Source organism: Aurantibacter crassamenti (assembly GCF_016811105.1).
In the GTDB taxonomy this organism is placed as follows: domain Bacteria; phylum Bacteroidota; class Bacteroidia; order Flavobacteriales; family Flavobacteriaceae; genus Aurantibacter_A; species Aurantibacter_A crassamenti.
Window position 1 is genome coordinate 294576 of the sequence record NZ_JAFBGM010000002.1, and the last position, 19226, is coordinate 313801.

The following is a 19226-nucleotide window of genomic DNA, read 5'->3' on the forward strand; positions in this document are numbered from 1 at the left end:
TATTATGAAACTATTTAAAAAATTACTGAAAATTGCTAGTGTCTTGTTAGGACTTATTTTTATAGGATTCTTAGCTGTGTACCTTATTTATAATCAACCATTACCCCAATCAGAACAAGGAGTCCATGCTGATGTCTTAGCCGAAAAAATGTTGACTGCCATAAATTATGATTTGTACCAACAAACACGTTTTTTAGAATGGTCTTTTGCTGGTGGAAAACACAATTATAAATGGGACAAAGAAAATGGGGAAGTACTAGTCAAATGGGAGGACATTGAAGTTATTCTTAATCTCAATAAAACTTCAAAAAGCACAGCTACAAAAAACGGAAAGCCATTAAATAATGAACAATCAGTAGAAACGGTCGATACAGCTTTAGACTATTTCAATAATGATTCATATTGGTTGGTTGCTCCATTTAAAATTTTTGATAAGGGAACCACTCGTAGTATTGTAAAATTAGAAGATGGGTCAGATGGATTACTTATTACATATTCAACTGGTGGTTCTACTCCAGGGGACTCATACTTATGGAAATTAAATGCGAATGGTTTTCCTGAAAGTTATAAAATGTGGGTAAAAATTATTCCGATAGGTGGCCTTGAAGCCACATGGAATGATTGGAAAAAAATGGAAAATGGCCTATTATTACCAGTAAGGCATAAAATTGATAAAATGACGCTCGATATGGGCGAAGTAAAAGCCTATAATTAATAGCATCCTTTTAAAAGAACACTATAAATAATTCTAGAAATGAAAATTGAAATACTACGTCATGATGTTATCAATAATGACATCCAACAACAAGTTAAAGATTTATTTAATGAACTGAATTCCAACATCAAACAACTATCATTAACAGAAACACTTAAAAACAATAACAATATTGTTTTGGCTGTTTGTAAAGAGGATAATACTCTTATTGCAATGGCAGCAATGGTTACCTATAAAGTTATCTCTGGTCATAAAGGTATGATTGAAGATGTTATAGTTAGCGGAAATCAACGCGGTAAGGGTTTGGGTAGAAAACTAATGGAAAAACTACTTGATGAAGCTAAAAATATGGAGCTGAATGAAATTATATTATTCTCTGGCCACCATAGAACAGCTGCTATTAGCTTATATAAAAGCCTAGGATTCCAATTAAAAGACAGCGGACTTTACCGTTTAATATTTGATTAACTCGCTTGTTGTTTGGTAAACTGACTCTTTAATTCTTCCATAGACTCTTGCAATTGTTTTAGAAGTCCATTTTCAGTAGTTGCATCCACCCCAAAGGTAATTTTACTACTCACCTCCCATATTTCTTGAATTTGAAAAGGTTTTATTTCATACGGCGGATATGCCTCATTCAACGAGACCAAAGTCACATTATTAGAATTGGGCTTACGAATAACTTTCTTTACAAGTACAGCATCCTCTAAGACCACTACATACATTTTATTAGCACTAACATCGTCTATATGCTCAATTGCTTTTGAAATTACCCACTCACCAGGTTTTAAATTAGGCACCATACTATCACCTTCAACTTGAAAACCTCTATAAGAGGCATTTCTAAACTCCGGAATTGGCAAGTCAAAAGCAGGCAACTCACGATACCAACTAACATCTTGTATATTCTGCGGATAACCTGCAGCCGCTTTTGCATTAACCAACACTATATTTTCATTATCAGATGAATCAACCGTAATTACCTTAGGTATTACACTTGTTTTTGAAGTTTCTAAATGTTGTTGTTCGCTAGCACCAAACAACCAAAGCGGGTTAATTTTAAATTGTTTTAAAAGCTCTGCTACTACCTTACCAGAAAGTTTGGTACGCCCTCTTTCAATATCGGCAGTAGTAGTTGAAATACCCAACAATTTCGCAAATTCTGCCTGCGTATACCCCAATTCTCTTCGCACATCAGTAAAGCGCTTAAGTGTCAATTCATTTTCCATATAAAGAATATTATTTTGTCATTTCGGCTAAAGCGGAAACCATACTATGAATCTATAGAATTAACTAAAGTCACAAAAACAATTAAATATCAACTACTTGCCTTTGAAAACTTACTAAATCGACTCATTTGAATACTCTCAAAGATAGTAAATTAGGAATATATCCAAAATATTTATGGATTATTTCCATAATTAGGAATATTTCCATATTTTTGGATTAATTACATAATAGCACTATTATTCACTTTAATTACAAGTTATGGCAGATTCAAGAATTTTAATTTATGATGGAAGTTTCAATGGGTTTCTAACAACTGTATTCATGGCTTTTGAATTAAACATGCCAATAACTGATATTCAAAAGAACTCAACTACTGAAAATGGCCTTTTTGTGCAAACCAAAACAATTTTCACAAACCTTGACAAAGCGAAGCGTGTGTGGAATGGAGTTCAAAAAAAGAGCAATACTGCAATCAAGAATATTTATTTCGCCTTTCAAAGTGAATCAAAAGGTATTGAACTGATTCTTTATAAGTATATCAGAAATATGTATGACCAGCAAGAAGTCTTTCCTGAAGCATTATCAAACCCTATTGAATTAAAAATTGAGCTAATTGCGAAAAATGTCAGTCGTGAAAAACAACGAGTTGAGGCATTTGCACGTTTTCAAAATACCCAAGATCATATTAAGTTTATTAACCTAGAGCCTAATTTTGACATCTTACCTTTAATATCAAAACATTATCGTTCGAAGTACAATGAACAAGAATGGTTGATTTACGATATTAAACGCAATTATGGAATTTTCTATGATTTAGAAAAAGTAGAAATCATTTCACTTGATTTACAAGAATTCTATTCCAATAATAATTATTCAAAAGGATTATTATCTGAATTAGATTATAATTCTCTAGAAGTATTTGACAATTACTTCAAGTCTACATCCGTTAAGGCATTAATTAATAAAAAACTTCTTCATCAAAAAGTATCTGAACCTAAACATGAGAAAACGCAGTTAAAGCGAGAAGCAGTATAATTCATAAAAAGTAATTGATGAAAACAAATATGTAATAAATACACTCAGGTTTTTGGTTACCGCTCAAAACCATACCTTTGCGGTTTTGCCAAATTCATGACAGAATACGAAGAAAATATTGAGGTTAAGGGCGCCCGTGTTCATAACCTCAAAAACATAGACGTTACCATACCTCGCAATAAACTAGTAGTGATTACTGGTCTTTCGGGTAGTGGCAAGTCTTCATTAGCTTTTGACACCATTTATGCTGAAGGACAAAGGCGTTATATTGAAACCTTCTCAGCCTATGCCAGACAATTTTTAGGAGGTTTAGAACGCCCTGATGTTGATAAAATTGATGGTCTTTCACCTGTAATCGCTATTGAACAAAAAACAACTTCAAAATCACCTCGTTCTACGGTTGGTACTATAACCGAAATTTATGATTTTCTAAGATTACTATTTGCACGTGCTGGTGATGCACATAGCTATAACACCGGTGAAAAAATGGTTAGTTATAGTGATGAGCAAATAAAAGATTTAATTAAAAAGGATTTTGATGGAAAAAAAATCAATATTCTGGCTCCAATTATTAAATCTAGAAAAGGACATTACCGTGAACTTTTTGAACAAGTAGGCAAGCAAGGTTTTGTAAAAGTGCGTGTTGATGGCAAAATTGAAGATATTGTCAAAGGCATGAAAGTAGATCGCTACAAAACTCATGATATTGAAATTGTAATTGACCGATTGAAAGTCAGTAACACAGAAGATTTAGACAAACGATTATCTGAAACCATAAATACTGCAATGTACAGCGGTGAAAATGTTTTAATGGTTTTAGAGGAAGGTACCACAGAACCGCGTTACTTCAGTCGAGATTTAATGTGCCCTACTACTGGCATTTCCTATCCATCACCTGAACCCAATACATTTTCATTCAATTCACCAAAAGGCATGTGTCCGCATTGCAATGGGTTGGGGCATGTGTACGAAGTAAATATTGACAAGATTTTTCCTGATAAAAAATTAACCATAAAATCTGGTGGTATTGCACCTTTGGGTGACTATAAAGATTCATGGGCTTTTAGACAAATTGAAACCATTGGGCGACGGTATGGGTTTACATTAAATGATCCAATAAAAGCTATTTCTGAAGAAGCAATTCAAATTTTACTGTTTGGTGGTCAAGAAAGTTTTGAAGTAGACTCTAAAACTTTAGGTGTTAAACGTAATTACAAAATTGATTATGAAGGCATATCAAACTTTATAAAATCACAATATGAAGAATCAGGATCAACTAGCTTAAAACGTTGGGCCAAAGACTTCATGAATAAAGAGGAATGTCGTGAATGCGGGGGCGCACGTTTAAAAAAGGCCTCACTTTACTTTAAAATAGCAGATAGAAATATAGCTGAGCTTGCCCATTTAGACATTGCAGAGCTTGCAGATTTTTTTGATGAATTAGCGCATAACCTAAAAGGAAATCAAAAGAAGATTGCTGAAGAAATAGTAAAAGAAATAAGTACCCGCCTACGGTTTCTATTAGATGTTGGTCTTGATTATTTATCCTTAAATAGAAGTTCAAAATCTTTATCAGGTGGCGAAGCCCAAAGAATTCGCTTGGCAACACAAATAGGTTCGCAATTAGTAGGTGTACTTTATATTTTAGATGAGCCAAGCATTGGTTTGCATCAAAGAGATAATGATCGACTAATTAAATCTTTAGAAGCTTTACGCGATATTGGTAATTCTGTAATAGTAGTTGAGCACGATCGCGACATGATAGAGCGGGCTGACCATGTTATTGATATTGGGCCAAAAGCAGGCAAACATGGTGGAGAAATAATTTCACAAGGCAAACCTTCAGAATTACCAACGTACAACACTTTAACGGCCGATTATATTACGGGAAAGAAAGAAATTGAAGTTCCTAAAAAGCGTAGAAAAGGTAATGGTCACGAAATAAAACTTACGGGCTGTACAGGTAACAATTTAAAGAACATTAGCGCTTCATTTCCTTTGGGTAAAATGATTGGTATTACAGGCGTTTCAGGCAGTGGCAAGTCAACATTTATTAATGAGACCCTCTACCCTATTATGAACGCTTATTACTTCAATGGCGTAAAGAAGCCAATGCCTTATAAAAAAATTACAGGGTTAGAACATATTGATAAGGTAATAGACATTAATCAATCGCCAATTGGTAGAACACCAAGATCAAATCCTGCTACCTATACAGGGGTATTTAGTGAAATACGATCATTATTTACTAAAACTCCAGAAGCAGCAATACGTGGGTACAAACCTGGTCGTTTTAGTTTTAATGTAAAAGGCGGTAGATGTGAAACATGCCAAGGTGGTGGACTTCGGGTTATTGAAATGAATTTTCTACCAGATGTTTACGTTGAATGTGAAACCTGTCATGGTAAACGTTTTAATCGTGAAACGTTAGAAATTCGCTACAAAGGTAAATCTATTGCAGATGTGCTTGAAATGACAATGAATGAGGCTGTAGACTTCTTTGAAAACATCCCTAAAATCCATAGAAAACTCAAAACGATAAAAGATGTAGGTTTGGGTTATATTTCATTGGGTCAACAATCTACCACTCTTTCTGGAGGTGAAGCGCAACGAGTAAAGCTAGCAACAGAACTATCTAAAAGAGATACTGGCAACACTTTTTATATTTTAGATGAACCAACAACAGGACTCCATTTTGAAGATATTCGAGTTCTTATGGAAGTTTTGAATCGATTGGCAGACAAAGGGAATACTGTTTTAGTAATAGAACACAATATGGATGTCATTAAAATGGTAGATTATATCATTGATATCGGTTATGAAGGCGGACGCGGTGGCGGCATGATAGTTGCAAAAGGAACACCGGAAGAAGTGGCGAAAGACAAAAAGAGTTATACTGCTAAGTTTTTAAAAGATGAATTATTTCCGAAAAGGGCAATATCGAAGTAATTATTCTAAAATAATATAAAATATAGTTCATGAGAAATGAAAAACATTACAAAGGTTGGAATGAAATAAAAACTAATGATTCTTGGGCATTGTTCAAAATCATGGGTGAGTTTGTTAATGGCTATGAAAAAATGAGCGCAATTGGCCCATGTGTTTCAATTTTCGGTTCTGCTCGTTCAAAAGAAGACAATGAATATTATCAATTAGCGGTAAGCATTGCTCAGAAAATTGCTGAAGCAGGTTACGGTGTCATCACTGGTGGTGGACCTGGAATTATGGAAGCTGGTAACCGAGGCGCAAAATTAGCAGGTGGTACTTCTGTGGGTTTGAATATTGATCTTCCTTTTGAACAACATGACAACCCTTATATTGACAGTGATAAGAGTCTTGATTTTGATTATTTCTTTGTTAGAAAAGTAATGTTTGTAAAGTATTCACAGGGCTTTGTAGTAATGCCAGGTGGTTTTGGAACTTTAGATGAGCTTTTTGAAGCAATAACTTTAATACAAACGCATAAGATTGAAAAATTTCCAATTATCTTGGTAGGTTCTGAGTTTTGGGGAGGATTAGTTGACTGGGTTAAAGCAACAATGTTGAAAGCAGGTAATATAAGTCCTGAAGATTTAAATCTTATTACCATTGCTGACAATGAAGATGAAGTTGTAGATATAATTAACTCATTTTATAAAGGGCATCAACTTAGTCCGAACTTTTAATCGATACGCATTTGAATACAGCTGTGAAAATAAAATTTGTACTATGTGCCTTGCTCTATTCTATGGGAGCAATACATATGTCTGCGCAGCATGAAAATCAAATAACTGCCAAGCTCAATGGCGATACCAAAACAATTAACGTTCAACAAGAATTTACCTATAAAAATAATTCTGATGACACATTAGAGCTTCTCTATTTTAATGATTGGGCGCACGCTTATTCTGATAAAAATACCGGTTTAGCAAAACGTTTTGCTGAAGAATTCAACAGAAGTCTACATTTGGCTAAGAAAAAAGAACGTGGTTACACACAAATTCTAACTGTTGTAGATGACCAATATAGAGGCATAAGATTAGATCGCACCAGCGAAAGAGATATCTTAAAAATGTACCTTAATGAGCCTTTAAAACCGGGTTCTTCTGTAAAAGTATTTCTCACCTACAACGTAAATTTGCCTCCAAATAAATTTACCAAGTACGGCTATAACAATAAAGGGGGCTATTATTTAAAAGATTGGTACCTCACCCCTGCCGTTTACGATGGCAAATGGCATTTGTACTCAAATAAAAATTTAGAAGATTTATATACCGATGTTACAGAAACAACTATTAATCTAGTTTGCCCTGACGGTTTATTCATAGAATCAAATTACAAGGTTTTAGGTAGCACACAATTTCCAAATGGACAGCAGGTTCAATTACAAAGCGAAAATCAAAAAAGTGGCGAGTTAATATTAACACCAGAAAAAAGATTTACAACCCATGTAAATGATTACATGACGGTAACTACTGATATTGAAGCAAAAAGATATGATGAGCTTTCTCAAGGCTTATCAATAGAAAAAGTATCGAAGTTTATTGTAGAAAATTTAGGAGAATACCCTCATGATGATTTATTAGTAAGCGAATTAGAATACAGTAAGAATCCACTTTATGGTATCAATCAATTGCCCTCGTTTATAAGGCCATACGGAGAGCAATTTCAGTATGAAATGAAATTTCTTAAAACGGCGCTAAACGTTATTTTAAATGAATCACTTTATCTAAACCCTAGAAAGGAAAAGTGGTTGTCTGGTGCAATTGCCAACTACTTGATGATAATGTATGTGGAAGAATATTATCCAGATCAAAAATTATTAGGAAAATTGAGTAAAATATGGGGAGTGCGAAGTTTTCATTTAGCTCAAATGGATTTTAATGAACAATACCCACTGCTTTACATGCTAATGGCTCGAAAGAATATTGATCAACCATTAAATACACCAAATGATTCGCTTTTAAAATTCAATCAAAAAATAGCAAATAATTATAAGGCAGGGCTTGGTTTAGCGTATTTGGCAAATTATATAGGGAAAGAAAAAGTAGATGAAGGCATTAAAACCTTTTTCAGATATTATAAATTGAACGACGTAAAAATTTTAGATTTTGAGTCTATCATGAAAAGGTCTGCAAACACCGACATAGATTGGTTCTTTAATGATTATGTCAGTACTGATGAACGCATTGATTTCAAAATAAAAAAAGTAGAAAAATCGGCAGATTCAGTTAAAGTTACACTAAGAAACAAAACAGGTAGTAATGTTCCTATTTCATTGTTTGGTTTAAAGAAAGATTCTGTAGTTTCTAAATATTGGTTTTCAAATATCACCTCTGATAGCACCGTAATAATTGCAAGAAATGATGCGCAAAGATTAGTACTCAATTATGATCAAAAAATACCAGAATTCAATCAACGTGATAATTGGAAATCTTTAAAAGGATTTCTATCCAGTAATAAAAAGCTAAAATTTCAATTCTTAAAAGACGCTGAAGACCCTTATTACAATCAAATTTTTTATGTGCCAGTACTTGGTTTTAATATATATGACGGCTGGTCACCAGGTCTTCGCATTTACAATAAAACTTTATTAGAAAGGCCTTTTGTATATGACTTTTCTCCATCATATGCCATGAGAGATAAGTCTTTTGTAGGATCGGGTAGAGTATCTTATAAAAAATATCATCGTAAAAGCGGCCACTATGTTACGAGTTATTCTTTGGGTGGATCAACATCACATTTTCAAATAAATTCTAGGTATTCTACAATAACACCATCACTTACTTTCGGTTGGCGACCAAAAAATCTAATGTCTAATAAAAGAAAAGTATTGAACCTTAGATATATAAACGTATTTAGAACCATAGATGAAAGTTTAGATGATTTAGATACAAATCCAGATTACAGTGTACTTAACGCTCGTTTTTACAATTCGAATAACGGTATTATCGATTATTCTTCATGGTTAATAGATGCGCAGCAATCAAGTATTTTTACGAAACTTTCTTTTGAATGGGAATACCGAAAATTATTTCAAAGCAATAGACAATTAAATCTACGCTTTTTTGCAGGTAAATTTCTAAGGAACAAAATAGATCCGGGGGTTGACTTTTTCAATTTTGCACTTGACCGCCCTACAGATTATTTATTTGATTATGGGTATTTAGGAAGATCTGAAAATTCAGGAATTTACAGTCAACAAATAATTATAGCAGAAGGTGGGTTTAAATCATTTTTAGATGAACGCTACAGATTCTCTAACGATTGGATTGCTACGGTTAATGCTAGTGTCAACTTATGGCGATGGATAGAAGTATACGGAGATATAGGCTTCGTTAAAAACAAAAATCAAAATGAGAAGTTTGTTTACGATTCAGGTATTCGATTAAATCTATTAACCGATTATTTTGAATTGTATTTACCCCTACATTCAAACAACGGTTGGGAAATTTCACAACCGAATTACGGTGAAAAAATTCGTTTTGTAGTTACTTTAAGCCCGCGAACACTAATAGGCCTTTTCACTCGAAAATGGTTCTAATCAGTTATTAAATTCTTAAATTATTCTGTTTTTATTAAAAATAACAAAACAAATAAGTGTGTTTTTGAACTATTAATTAGGAATATTTCAAAGGATATAGCTGTATGTACATTGCAAAAAAGTATTTGTTGTGTTACTTTTGTGGCAAATTCCGCACAGCTTAATGAAGATAACTTCCAAAACAAGTAACGAGATTTCATTTGAAGATTTTAGAGAACAGATCCTAAAGGATTATGAAATCGCCTTTTTAAGTAGAACCGTTAGTTTATTAGGAAGAAAAGAAGTCTTAACTGGTAAAGCCAAATTCGGAATATTTGGCGATGGTAAAGAACTACCGCAGCTGGCTATGGCCCGTAGTTTTGAAAACGGAGATTTTAGAAGTGGTTATTATAGGGATCAAACTTTCATGATGGCTTTGGGCTTATTAACGCCAAAGCAACTTTTTCATTCGCTTTATGCAACTACAGATATTGAAAAAGAGCCTATGAGCGCCGGACGCCAAATGGGTGGACATTATGTTACCCACAGTCTTAATGAAGATGGAAGTTGGAAAGACTTAACCCAGCAAAAAAATAGTAGTGGTGACATTTCATGTACAGCTGGTCAAATGCCCAGATTATTGGGCTTAGCACAAGCTTCAAAAGTTTATAGACAGCTCGAAGATTTAAATGGTGCTAATTTTTCAGTAAAAGGAAATGAAGTTGCCTGGGGTACTATTGGCAATGCGAGTACAAGTGAGGGCATGTTCTTAGAGACAATAAATGCCGGTGGTGTATTGCAAGTACCTATGGTAATAAGTATTTGGGATGATGAATATGGAATTTCGGTTCCTGCAAAATATCATACTACAGGTGAAGATATTTCTAAAATACTCAGCGGTTTTCAACGCGATGAAAACAGCAATGGCTATGAGCTTATAAAAGTTAATGGTTGGGATTATACAGCCTTGATGCATGCCTATGAACATGCTTCTGATTTAGCTAGAGAAAATCACATACCAGTAGTCATTCACGTAGTAGATTTAACCCAACCACAAGGGCATTCTTCTTCTGGTTCGCATGAACGCTATAAAAGTGATGAGCGATTACAATGGGAACGTGATAACGATTGCAACAAACGTTTTAGAGGATGGATAATAGAATCAGGTATTACTTCAGAAGAAGAATTATCTGAATTAGAGAAATCCATAAAAAAGGATGTTAGAACCGCCAAAAAAGAAGCGTGGTTAGAATATTTAGCACCACATAAAGAATTAAAAAGAGCACTTATAGAACTACTTGATGCTGCGGCAATCAAAAGTTCAAATAGAAACCATTTGACTCGTATTAAAAACGATCTTATCGCAATAGATGAGCCTATCAAAAAAGACTTGGCATCTAACTCCCGTAAGGCTTTGCGCTATTTATTAGGTGAAGAATCTGCTGAGAAATTGGCATTACAAAATTGGGTCACAAAATTCTTGGGTGATATGCAACCCATGTATAGTTCATCATTGCACAGTGAATTTCCGAACAAAGCAACCAACGTAGCTGCAATTGGTCCAATTTATGAAAAAGATGCGCAAAAAGTAGACGGAAGAGTTATTTTAAGAGATAACTTTGATAAGCTATTAAGTAAATACCCTGAAACATTAATATTTGGTGAAGACAGTGGTGCAATAGGTGATGTAAACCAAGGATTAGAAGGACTTCAAAAGAAATATGGTAAAGTTAGAGTTTCGGATACAGGTATCAGAGAAACGACCATAATTGGACAAGGTATAGGCATGGCATTAAGAGGATTAAGGCCAATTGCTGAAATTCAGTATTTAGATTACATTTTTTATGCCTTAGCAACCTTGACTGATGATTTGGCTACGTTGCGTTACCGTACATTCGGCAAACAAAAAGCACCATTAATTATTAGAACAAGAGGGCATCGATTAGAAGGTATTTGGCATTCTGGCTCACCTATGGGCGGACTAATAAACGTACTTCGGGGTATTTATATCTTATCACCAAGAAATATGACACAAGCCGCTGGTTTTTACAATACTTTATTGAAAAGTGATGAGCCAGCTTTAATTATAGAAAGCCTTAACGGATATCGCCTTAAAGAAACCATGCCCACTAATCTTGGTGAATTTTGCACACCAATAGGTGTTGTTGAGACTCTAAAACAAGGTACAGACATTACTTTAGTGTCTTATGGGTCTACCCTGCGTATTGTTATGCAAGCAGCAAGAGAATTGACAGAGGTGGGTATTGATGCTGAGGTAATTGATGCACAAACTTTATTGCCTTTTGACTTAAACCATGACACGATAAAAAGTCTAAAAAAGACCAACAGATTGTTGGTAATTGACGAGGATGTACCTGGTGGTTGTTCAGCCTATATACTACAAGAAATTGTTGAAAAACAAGGGGGCTACCAATATCTTGACAGTGCACCCCAAACTTTATCTGCTCAAGCCCACAGACCTGCTTATAGCTCAGATGGTGACTATTTCTCAAAACCCAATGCCGAAGACATATTTGAAAGGGTTTATGCAATCATACACGAAACGGACCCTGATAATTATCCGAAGTTACGATAGTGGTAGTTAAATAAACGCAAACGCCACTATCGATTCATAGTAGATATTACCTTTAATTTAGAAGCAAAAAACAGCACATTTTGAGCGTGAAGTTAGGTAACCTATGAAGTTGATAATTTAAATACGGTACTTTTTAAAAGAAAACTTCGTTTTTATTAATAGCAACTTTGTTTTCATAAAGTGCTAAACAACAAGGCACAAATGTGTCTTAACACCCACATTTAAACTTAATTTAAGGCGTGCGTCAAAAGATTTAAATAGAAAAACGTCTAAAAATTTATATTTTTACCAAAAACCAATTAACGTCCCAAATGTTATGATGATGAAAAAAGATATTGGCCTAGGCATTTTAAGAATAGGTTCTGCTGTTTTAATGCTTACACATGGAATTCCTAAATTTTCAAAACTTATTTCTGGTGATTTAGAATTTGGTGACCCAATTGGCTTGGGTGCTCCGGTCAGTTTATTTCTTGCTGTCATAGGTGAATTTGTTTGTCCAATTTTTGTATTAATTGGCTATAAAACGCGTTGGGCAACAATTCCCATATTAATCACCATGCTTGTTGCATTAATATTTGTGCATTTTGCTGACCCATTTGGAAAAATGGAAAAGGCTCTAGTCTATTTACTAATCTTTACAGTAATTTTAATAATGGGGCCTGGTAAATATAGCATTGATAGAAAATAAATAATACCCGCCTAATTAATGTAAAATGAGGATTATATAATTTTCACTAGAAGTTCTTTTAATAAATCACCATGTGAAATATTAGTAGCCCCTACCCCTTTACCTTTTAAATCTAGTTCTCGAAGGCTAGAAATGACACCACTTACTTTTTTCATAGGGTAATTACGTGCTGCAACTTGAAATTCTTTCACGAAAAACGGATTGATTTTTAATGCACTAGCTACGCTTTTTTGTGAATGATCATTTAGTCCATGGTATTGCAAAAGCTGTGTGAAAAAACTTTGTAATAAACTCACGGTCAACACAAAAGGGTTTGCTTTGGGGTTTTGAGCGAAATAATTAATTATGCGTGTTGCTTTTAGAATATTACGTTCGCCTATAGCTTTTTTTAATTCAAAATTATTGTAGTCTTTGCTTATACCAATATGCTCCTCAACAAGTTCAGGAGTTATTTCGGTTTTTTGAGGAAGTATTAATTGCAATTTATCAAGCTCTTTTTCAATTCGCCCTAAATCATTTCCTAAAAACTCAACTAAAAGAATAGCCGCTTTGGGAGATATCCCATACCCCCTACCTAACAGCACTTTACGTATCCATTCAGCAACTTTATTTTCATAAAGTTTCTTACTTTCAAAGATTACTCCCTCTTTTTGAACCGCTTTATATAATTTCTTGCGCTTGTCTAACTTCTTGTATTTATAACAAACCACCAAAACAGTACTAGGTTGTAAATTATTTACATAAGAAGTCAAATTCTCTATGGTTCTTGATAAATCTTGTGCTTCCTTAACGACCAAAACTTGTCTTTCAGCCATCATCGGAAATCGTTTCGCATTCGAAACAATATCATCTATACTAGCGTCTCTTCCGTATAAAACCATTTGATTAAAACCACGTTCTTCTTCAGAAAGCACATTGTTTTCAATAAACTCTGAAATTTTATCAATATAATATGGTTCTTCCCCAAAAAGAAAATAAATAGGTTTTATATTCCCCGAGCGAATATCTGCTACAATACGTTTTACTTCATCCATTCAAAAAAAATCATCAATTTTACCATGTGGAACAACTAAACTTTCCTTCATATGATTTTCGCTTTAAAAGTAGCGAAAATAAAGTCCAAATTTTTGATGTCATACGTAAAAAATTTGTCGTGCTACAACCTGAAGAATGGGTGCGCCAACATGTTGTGCACAAACTTATTACTGAAAAGGGGTACTCAAAAAATCATATAAATGTAGAAAAGCAACTGACAGTCAACAATTTAAAAAAACGGTATGATATTGTTGTTTATAATAATGATGCAACAATTCACTTATTAGTAGAGTGTAAAGCGCCTAATATTAAAATTGATCAAAATACTTTTGATCAGATTGCCAGGTACAATATGCAATTACGTTCAACTTATTTAATGGTCACAAATGGTCACGACCATTTTTACTGCCAAATGAATTATGACGAAGAAAAGTATGAGTTTTTGAGGCAAATTCCTGATTTTAGCCGTTAATTTGCCAGCATCTTGAAAATAGCAATCGTCATATTAAATTGGAATGGAAAATCACTTCTGGAGAAATATCTTCCATCTGTATTAAACTATTCTGAAGGTTCAGCAATTTATGTCGTAGATAATGCATCTACAGATGATTCTGTAGCTTTTCTTAAAGAACGCTATCCCACCATTGGTGTCATTCAAAACGATGAAAACGGTGGTTTTGCTAAGGGTTATAATGATGGTCTTAAACAAATTGACGCTGATATTTATTGTCTTTTGAATTCTGATGTTGAAGTCACTGAAAATTGGATAGACCCTATAAAGCAGTTATTTGAAACAAAACAGAAAGTTGCTATTATTCAACCAAAGATTCTTGACCTTAGAAATAAAGAATACTTTGAATATGCTGGAGCTGCAGGTGGTTTTATAGATCAATTGGGCTACCCTTTCTGTAGAGGCCGAGTTTTTCAATCACTAGAAAAAGATACAGGTCAATATGATGATGATCGTGAAATATTTTGGGCAACAGGTGCATGTTTGTTTATCAGAAGTACGGTGTTTAACGATTTAGGTGGTTTTGATGAAGATTATTTTGCACATCAAGAAGAAGTTGATCTTTGTTGGGGTGCACAGAATTTAGGCCATACCGTTTATTATACAGCCAAATCTCATGTATTTCATTTAGGCGGTTCAACATTAAACAATGTAAATCCTAAAAAAACCTATCTCAATTTTAGAAATTCACTTTTTTCTATCACAAAAAATTTACCAAGAAGAAAGGCTTTTGTGATAATTTTCTTGCGCTTATTCCTTGATGGCATTGCTGCTATCCGATTTATTTTTCAATTAGAATTTGACCATTGTTTCGCTATATTAAGAGCTCATCTTAGTTTTTATAGGCAATTTAGAAAGATGTATCGGAAAAGGGAAAAAGCTAATTTTATGATAAAATACTATTTAATAAAGTCCATTGTGTGGTCTCACTTCGTACATCAGATAAATAATTTTAACGCATTAGTAAAAGATTAACTAATTTTGCCAACACATAAATCTGCTATTATATAACTTAGCATGATTAAATGGCAAAACCATCAAACAAAACAAATAACAAACATTAATTTCAAGGACAATTATTATGAAAAAAATCATTTTAGGTTGCTTAGGGTTGACACTTATGTTGGGGTCATGTGTATCTTCGAAAAAATTTAAAGATGCGCAAGCGCAAGCCGCAGAAGCAAAAGATTTATTAAACTCTGCTACAGTTAAATTGAATGACTGTTTAGAGGAAAAAGCAAGTGCAGATTCTAGATTAAAAACTTTAACAGATCAAAATTCATTCTTAAAGGCTAACAATCAAGAGTTGATTAACAACATGGGTAATTTAACTACCCTTACAACAAAAGGTGCTGAGAACCTTGAGAAGTCTTTAGAGAGCTTACAAGAAAAAGATTTGACAATAAGAAAGTTGCAAGATGCAATTACACGTAGAGATTCAGTTAACTTATCATTGGTTCAGAGCCTTAAAGGTGTTCTTGGAAACTTAGATGACGAGGATATTGAAATCAGTGTTGAAAAAGGTGTTGTATTCGTTTCTATTTCTGATAAACTTTTATTCAGCAGTGGTAGCTACAATGTAACTAGTAAAGCAAAAACTGTTTTAGGTAAAGTTGCACAAGTAGTGAATAACAAACCTGATTTTGAATTTATGGTTGAAGGTCATACTGATGATGTACCTTACAGAAAGAACGGTGTTTTATTAGACAACTGGGATTTAAGTGTTAAAAGAGCAACTGCTGTAGTACGTATTCTTCAGAATGATTACAATGTTGATCCTAAGCGTATGACTGCTGCCGGTAGAGCTGAGTTTATTCCAGTTTCTCAAACACAGAAATCTAAAAACAGAAGAACAAGAATTGTTGTTCTTCCTAAAATTGATCAATTCTATAGTATGATTGAAGAAGGAATGAAAGATCCTGCTATCAACAACTAAGAGTTATTATAATTTATATAAAAACCCTGACGTAACAGTCAGGGTTTTTTTATTGCCTAAAATTTAGTTGTAATTACTATTTTGGTGAAAATTAAAACCGGTGTTAGAAAATATCTAAACTACCTTTTCCTTCTCTAATTACTTCTGGCTCATAATTAGAAAGATCAATCACTGTTGACGCGACATTGTCACCATAGCCACCATCAATAACAACATCAACAAGCTTATCCCACTTTTCATGAATCAGTTCTGGATCCGTAGTATATTCAAGTAATTCATCTTCATCATAAATTGATGTTGAAACTATCGGGTTACCTAATGCTTCAACCAAAGCCAAAATAATGGCATTATCCGGTACACGAATACCAACGGTTTTTTTCTTTTTAAAAGCTTTTGGAAGGTTATTATTTCCTGGTAAAATAAAAGTATAGGGTCCTGGTAACGATCTTTTTAGAATCTTAAACGTACTTGAATCAATTTGACGAACATAATCTGAAAGGTTACTCAAACCTGAACAAACAAAAGACCAATTTGCTTTAGCAAGTTTCACGCCTTTTATACGGGCAAGTTTTTCTAAAGCCTTATTATTAGTAATGTCACAACCCATACCATACACCGTATCAGTTGGGTAAATAACAATGCCGCCTTTTTGAAGCACATCCACTACCCTTTTTATTTCCTTCGGATTAGGGTTTTCTTCATATATCTTTATGAATTCAGCCATATTATTTACCTGATTTATACGTTATTACAAAGTAAGGAATATTTATTATCATGAAAAACATCATACTTTTCATTTTTAGTTCATTTTTAATCTTCACTTCTTGCTCTGATGTATCGGAAATAAAAGATCCACCAATTGACACAACAGAATCAAAACAATTAACTAATGTTTCATATGGGGATCATTCAAAACAGGTGTACGACATCTATCTTCCTAAAAATAGGACATTAGATACTAAAATAATGGTTTTAGTTCATGGCGGTGGATGGAATGAAGGTGATAAAGCAGATACGAATGATTTTAAGAACTTTATTAGTGAGCAGCTACCTTCGATTGCAGTTGTAAACATGAACTACAGGTTAGCCGATGAGAACAATCCGCCTTACCCTATGCAAATCGACGACATTTCTGCAGTTGTGAATCATTTAGAAACAAAACAAAATGAATATCAAATCGGAACCGAACTAGGTTTCTTAGGTGTTAGTGCTGGCGGTCATTTATCTCTATTATGGTCATATGCGTTTGACAGTAACAATCAAGTAAATATGGTGACTAGTATTGTTGGTCCAACTAATCTTTCAGATGATGCCTATATAAATTCTTCAAATGAAGATTTACAAAACCTAATATTTCAATTTGGTACTGATGTTGAAGTTTTAAAAGAAGTTAGTCCTTTATTTAATGTTGAAGCAAATTCACCACCAACGCAATTATTTTACGGAAAAAAAGACCCATTAATTCCAAATTCGCAAGGCATAGATTTAAATTTAAAACTTGATTCATTAAATGTAAAACATGAATTTACACATTATGAAAATGGAGGGCATGGGTGGTTAGGGCTAGATTTATTAGACACTTCTATAAAATTAAAAACCTTTATAGAAGCTAATCTATAATGAGAATTGAACCCATTATTACCCTTTAATTGGTGACTTCCTTTTTATAAAATACAATAGCGATAAAACAATAATAACGCTTAAAATAACCACGAATTCATTTTGAGCAAGATTCGTTAACAAATAGATAATAAGCAAACTAGATAATATTGGAATCACAATACCACCCGGAATTCTAAAAACATTCTTTTGATTACCTTTTATCTTCCTTAGTTTAACCACCGATAAAGAGACGCCTAAATAAATCAGCAAAATTGTGGCACTTGAAATAATCGCAAGCTGTTCAAATCCACCTAAGGTTGCAAACAATAATCCCATTGCTGCATATGTGATTATAGAAATATAAGGTGTTTTAAACTTAGAATGAATTTTTGTCAAATACGTAATTGGTAGCACTTTGTCTATAGAAGATTGATACAATACTCTTGGCATGCTCAAAATGGCACTACATAAATATCCTATCATTGAAACAGCTGCACCCATTGTTAGTATAGTAAAACCAATAGGTCCGAAAATTTTCTTAGCCACCTCACCTAAAGGATTTTCTGTAAAAGTTGGTAAGGATGATCCAAGTACTCCTTGGGATACCGTTTGAATAAGTATATATAATAATAAAATTATAAGAATACTAAAGAATATTGCTTTGGGAATAGTAGTATTCGGATTTTTCACTTCTCCACCAATTGACAAACTAGATTCAGCACCTTGAAATGCAAAAAATAGAATTAATGAAATTTCAGAGACTTCGCTAAATGTAGGGATGGTGGTTATAGTAAGATTCGTTAAAGATATCTCTCCCCAAGAAAAATATAGTAGTATTAGTAATGGAGTTAGCTTTACAATCGTAATAAACTTAACTACTTTAATTCCATTATCAACCCCGATTACATTTATATAACCAAAACCACCAAAAAATAGCAAAAACATAAGAATTCTTATGCTTTCAAGTTTAAAAATAGGAAATATGGAGCCTGCAATATCAACCACGGCATTTGCTACGGCAGCATCTGCTGATATAGATGCTAAAATAAAAAGTACAGAAGTAAGGAATCCAAAATAAGGTCCGAACGCAGTGTTGATAAAAATATATGCTCCGCCAGAGGCTGTTAATCTGCTCCCTGCTTCCGCAAAGCACAACATAACTAATCCAATAAGTACACCACAAAATAAATATGCGAAAATACTAGAAGCGCCAAGTGCCGCAGCAACAATTGCGGGTAGTACAAAAATCCCAGAACCAACAATAATATTAATAATATTAGCACTAAGACCAAAAACACCAACTACTCTAGTAAGAACTTCTTTTTTAGCGTTCAATATTTAATAATCAAATTAGGTTATGATTCTCTGCTAAAAAC

General features: G+C 33.6%; 16 protein-coding genes. 12 read left to right on the plus strand and 4 right to left on the minus strand.

Features of this window, described 5'->3' with window-relative positions:
* The first annotated feature begins 4 nt into the window (after positions 1–4).
* A complete protein-coding gene (locus tag JQC67_RS13890) occupies positions 5–715 on the plus strand; it encodes a hypothetical protein (protein WP_203253523.1) in 711 nt (236 codons plus the stop codon).
* 39 nt (positions 716–754) lie between these two features.
* Complete coding sequence (locus JQC67_RS13895; RefSeq protein WP_203253524.1) at positions 755–1183, plus strand: GNAT family N-acetyltransferase; 429 nt, start codon at positions 755–757, stop codon at positions 1181–1183.
* On the opposite strand, the gene JQC67_RS13900 is transcribed toward JQC67_RS13895, so the two are convergent.
* The gene (locus JQC67_RS13900; RefSeq protein ID WP_203253525.1) at positions 1180–1944 is read right to left on the minus strand and encodes an XRE family transcriptional regulator; all 765 of its coding nucleotides are present in this window, start codon (positions 1942–1944) and stop codon (positions 1180–1182) included. The two genes, JQC67_RS13895 and JQC67_RS13900, sit on opposite strands and share 4 nt — an antisense overlap.
* Positions 1945–2203: 259 nt before the next feature.
* On the opposite strand from JQC67_RS13900, the gene JQC67_RS13905 reads away from it, so the two are divergent.
* The 6 genes from JQC67_RS13905 to JQC67_RS13930 all read left to right on the plus strand — a co-directional run bounded on the left by JQC67_RS13905 (position 2204) and on the right by JQC67_RS13930 (position 12766).
* Entirely contained in the window at positions 2204–2980 is a 777-nt protein-coding gene (locus JQC67_RS13905) for a TIGR03915 family putative DNA repair protein (RefSeq protein WP_203253526.1), read from the plus strand.
* A 96-nt stretch (positions 2981–3076) separates the two neighbouring features.
* Positions 3077–5929: an excinuclease ABC subunit UvrA gene (gene uvrA / locus JQC67_RS13910; RefSeq protein ID WP_203253527.1), complete on the plus strand. Its 2853-nt coding sequence runs from the start codon at positions 3077–3079 to the stop codon at positions 5927–5929.
* A gap of 29 nt (positions 5930–5958) precedes the next feature.
* A complete protein-coding gene (locus tag JQC67_RS13915; RefSeq protein WP_203253528.1) occupies positions 5959–6645 on the plus strand; it encodes an LOG family protein in 687 nt (228 codons plus the stop codon).
* A gap of 77 nt (positions 6646–6722) precedes the next feature.
* Positions 6723–9503, plus strand: a complete 2781-nt coding sequence (locus JQC67_RS13920) for a gluzincin family metallopeptidase (RefSeq protein WP_238934931.1) — start codon at positions 6723–6725, stop codon at positions 9501–9503.
* 163 nt (positions 9504–9666) lie between these two features.
* Entirely contained in the window at positions 9667–12078 is a 2412-nt protein-coding gene (locus tag JQC67_RS13925; RefSeq protein ID WP_203253529.1) for an alpha-ketoacid dehydrogenase subunit alpha/beta, read from the plus strand.
* Positions 12079–12394: 316 nt separating this feature from the next.
* A complete protein-coding gene (locus JQC67_RS13930; RefSeq protein ID WP_317198378.1) occupies positions 12395–12766 on the plus strand; it encodes a DoxX family protein in 372 nt (123 codons plus the stop codon).
* A 32-nt stretch (positions 12767–12798) separates the two neighbouring features.
* Here the strand turns inward: JQC67_RS13930 and holA are convergent, their stop codons facing one another.
* Complete coding sequence (gene holA, locus JQC67_RS13935) at positions 12799–13800, minus strand: DNA polymerase III subunit delta (RefSeq protein ID WP_203253531.1); 1002 nt, start codon at positions 13798–13800, stop codon at positions 12799–12801.
* A 26-nt stretch (positions 13801–13826) separates the two neighbouring features.
* Here holA and JQC67_RS13940 point away from each other — a divergent pair, with 26 nt between their 5' ends.
* The 3 genes from JQC67_RS13940 to JQC67_RS13950 all read left to right on the plus strand — a co-directional run bounded on the left by JQC67_RS13940 (position 13827) and on the right by JQC67_RS13950 (position 16248).
* Entirely contained in the window at positions 13827–14273 is a 447-nt protein-coding gene (locus JQC67_RS13940) for a type I restriction enzyme HsdR N-terminal domain-containing protein (RefSeq protein WP_203253532.1), read from the plus strand.
* A gap of 9 nt (positions 14274–14282) precedes the next feature.
* Positions 14283–15287, plus strand: coding sequence for a glycosyltransferase (locus tag JQC67_RS13945; RefSeq protein WP_203254490.1), 1005 nt, complete (start codon positions 14283–14285; stop codon positions 15285–15287).
* A gap of 106 nt (positions 15288–15393) precedes the next feature.
* Positions 15394–16248 (plus strand): OmpA/MotB family protein, encoded by an 855-nt coding sequence (locus tag JQC67_RS13950; RefSeq protein WP_203253533.1) that lies wholly within the window; start codon positions 15394–15396, stop codon positions 16246–16248.
* Between the two features lie 103 nt (positions 16249–16351).
* On the opposite strand, the gene JQC67_RS13955 is transcribed toward JQC67_RS13950, so the two are convergent.
* Positions 16352–16972: an L-threonylcarbamoyladenylate synthase gene (locus tag JQC67_RS13955; RefSeq protein ID WP_203253534.1), complete on the minus strand. Its 621-nt coding sequence runs from the start codon at positions 16970–16972 to the stop codon at positions 16352–16354.
* 50 nt (positions 16973–17022) lie between these two features.
* Between JQC67_RS13955 and JQC67_RS13960 the strand changes: the two genes are divergently transcribed.
* A complete protein-coding gene (locus JQC67_RS13960; RefSeq protein ID WP_203253535.1) occupies positions 17023–17868 on the plus strand; it encodes an alpha/beta hydrolase in 846 nt (281 codons plus the stop codon).
* Between the two features lie 18 nt (positions 17869–17886).
* Here JQC67_RS13960 and JQC67_RS13965 read toward each other — a convergent pair whose 3' ends face one another.
* Entirely contained in the window at positions 17887–19185 is a 1299-nt protein-coding gene (locus JQC67_RS13965; protein WP_203253536.1) for an APC family permease, read from the minus strand.
* Positions 19186–19226 lie beyond the last annotated feature (41 nt).

Bases quoted from the DNA above. Each gene is read 5' to 3' on its own strand.
- JQC67_RS13950 (WP_203253533.1), top strand. From the start codon at position 15,394: ATGAAAAAAATCATTTTAGGTTGCTTAGGGTTGACACTTATGTTGGGG.
- JQC67_RS13905 (WP_203253526.1), top strand. From the start codon at position 2,204: ATGGCAGATTCAAGAATTTTAATTTATGATGGAAGTTTCAATGGGTTT.
- JQC67_RS13925 (WP_203253529.1), top strand. From the start codon at position 9,667: ATGAAGATAACTTCCAAAACAAGTAACGAGATTTCATTTGAAGATTTT.
- JQC67_RS13895 (WP_203253524.1), top strand. From the start codon at position 755: ATGAAAATTGAAATACTACGTCATGATGTTATCAATAATGACATCCAA.
- JQC67_RS13915 (WP_203253528.1), top strand. From the start codon at position 5,959: ATGAGAAATGAAAAACATTACAAAGGTTGGAATGAAATAAAAACTAAT.
- JQC67_RS13890 (WP_203253523.1), top strand. From the start codon at position 5: ATGAAACTATTTAAAAAATTACTGAAAATTGCTAGTGTCTTGTTAGGA.
- JQC67_RS13920 (WP_238934931.1), top strand. From the start codon at position 6,723: ATGTCTGCGCAGCATGAAAATCAAATAACTGCCAAGCTCAATGGCGAT.
- JQC67_RS13955 (WP_203253534.1), bottom strand. From the start codon at position 16,972: ATGGCTGAATTCATAAAGATATATGAAGAAAACCCTAATCCGAAGGAA.
- JQC67_RS13960 (WP_203253535.1), top strand. From the start codon at position 17,023: ATGAAAAACATCATACTTTTCATTTTTAGTTCATTTTTAATCTTCACT.
- JQC67_RS13900 (WP_203253525.1), bottom strand. From the start codon at position 1,944: ATGGAAAATGAATTGACACTTAAGCGCTTTACTGATGTGCGAAGAGAA.
- uvrA (WP_203253527.1), top strand. From the start codon at position 3,077: ATGACAGAATACGAAGAAAATATTGAGGTTAAGGGCGCCCGTGTTCAT.
- holA (WP_203253531.1), bottom strand. From the start codon at position 13,800: ATGGATGAAGTAAAACGTATTGTAGCAGATATTCGCTCGGGGAATATA.
- JQC67_RS13930 (WP_317198378.1), top strand. From the start codon at position 12,395: ATGATGATGAAAAAAGATATTGGCCTAGGCATTTTAAGAATAGGTTCT.